Origin of the sequence: Marinobacter fuscus (assembly GCF_003007675.1) — a bacterium.
GTDB lineage: Bacteria > Pseudomonadota > Gammaproteobacteria > Pseudomonadales > Oleiphilaceae > Marinobacter > Marinobacter fuscus.
In genome coordinates this window covers 66,118-67,771 of the sequence record NZ_PXNP01000111.1, presented here as the reverse complement: position 1 = coordinate 67,771, position 1,654 = coordinate 66,118, and the positions used below count along the sequence as shown (strand labels likewise).

Here is a 1,654-nt window from a genome sequence, read left to right as displayed (position 1 = left end):
CGGTGTTTTTCAAGATAGTTGACACTATTTCTGCATTTAAGCCGCATTTTTCTCTGCAGCAGATTTTTCAGGATTCAGTGTCGTTGGCCCAACGGGCTCGCAATTCCTTATCTGACGACCTCCCCAGCGGCTCGGTGTCCGCTGTTTCGCTTGCTCCAGCACACGCTGACGCTGAGCCAGGATAGCAACATCTTCGCCGGTATGACGTTGCTGGGGCGTGACGAACCGCAACTTACTGTGTTTGTGCTCGGTGTTGTACCAAGTCACGAAGCGATCTACCCAGCGCCGTGCATCGCTAAGGCTTTTAAACCCGGATGACGGCCATTCCGGTCGGTATTTCAACGTCTTGAACAGTGACTCCGAGAACGCGTTGTCATTACTGACCCTTGGTCGGCTATACGAGGGTGTGACGCCCAGCTCTTCCATTTTCGCTTTCATAGTCTGGGCCTTCATCGGTGCTCCATTGTCAGAATGCAGCACCAGAGGTTGGTGTAGACACTGCTCCCGGAGCAGACAACGCTGCAGCAACCCGGCTGCGTAGTCGCCGCTCTCCACCTCGTAGACTTCGTAGCCCACAATTTTCCGGCTGTAGACATCTTCAAACATGTACAAGTAATAGAACTGCCCACGGACTGTCGAGGCCAGATACGTAATGTCCCAACTCCAAAGCTCACAAGGCCCGGATGCATGGTGTGTTGTTGCTTCGCGAGAGGGTTTTGGTGCGTGACTTTGTCCGCGGTGATGCAATTGATCGTGCGCTTTCAATATTCGATAAAATGACGATTCAGACGCCAGGTACAGCCCCTCGTCCAACATCGTCGGCACGATTTGAGACGGCGGAAGGCTCTCGTAACGAGCTGAGTTGCAGGTGGACAAGATCTTCTCCTGTTCTTCTTTACTGAGCTTGTTGGCCGGTTCGGGGCGCACCGCTTCCGGGCGCTGATCCGACTGTACCGTGCCTTCACGGTACCAACGACGATAGGTGCGCAGGCTAATACTGGCTTCTTCGCACGCTGCGACCAGGCGCGCACCTGAGACCATGGCTTCCTGAATCAGCTTAACCGTTTTCCTGCGCTCCGGGGTCGGGGTCAGTCTTCCCCGCTGTCGTTCTCCCAGAGCGCATCCAGCTTTTTTCGCAGCACCAGCAGCGCCGCTGTTTCTGCCAGAGCCTTTTCTTTGTGGCGCAGTTCACGTTCAAGTTTCTTGATTTGTTTCTGGTCGGCCTGGCTCTTTTTACGCAGCTGTTTTTCCCGTTCTGCACTGCGCTGAAAGCCTTGCAGGGACTCTTCTTTCCAGCGCCGGACTTGCTCGGGGTAGAGGCCTTTCTCCCGGCAATACTGGCTGAGTTCTTCTTCAGACAGCGCGGCTGTCTCAATGACGGTTGCCAGCTTTGCTTCTGCTGACCACTGATCTGACTTGGCTTTTGAACCGGGCACCGGGCGTCCTTCTTTTCTGGCTTGTGTCCGCCAATTGTAAAGGGTTTGCTCCGAAATGCCTTCTTCCCGCGAAAGGGCGGCTATCGTCATGCTCTGTGGCGGCGATAACTTTGCCAGTACTGTGGCTTTACGTTCTTCGGAATAACGAGGCACTATTAACACCTGAACCGCCCAACTGGTTAAAAATTAAGTAGTGCCAACTATCCTGCCAGAGGGGG

At 54.3% G+C, this 1,654-nt stretch carries 1 protein-coding gene; it reads right to left on the bottom strand.

Going from position 1 to position 1,654, the window contains the following annotated elements:
* Positions 1 to 36: 36 nt before the first annotated feature.
* A protein-coding gene (locus C7H09_RS19645) for an IS3 family transposase (RefSeq protein ID WP_420844207.1) occupies positions 37 to 1,589 on the bottom strand; the annotation gives its coding sequence in 2 pieces (ribosomal slippage) (positions 37 to 1,124 and positions 1,124 to 1,589; 1,554 coding nt in all).
* Positions 1,590 to 1,654 lie beyond the last annotated feature (65 nt).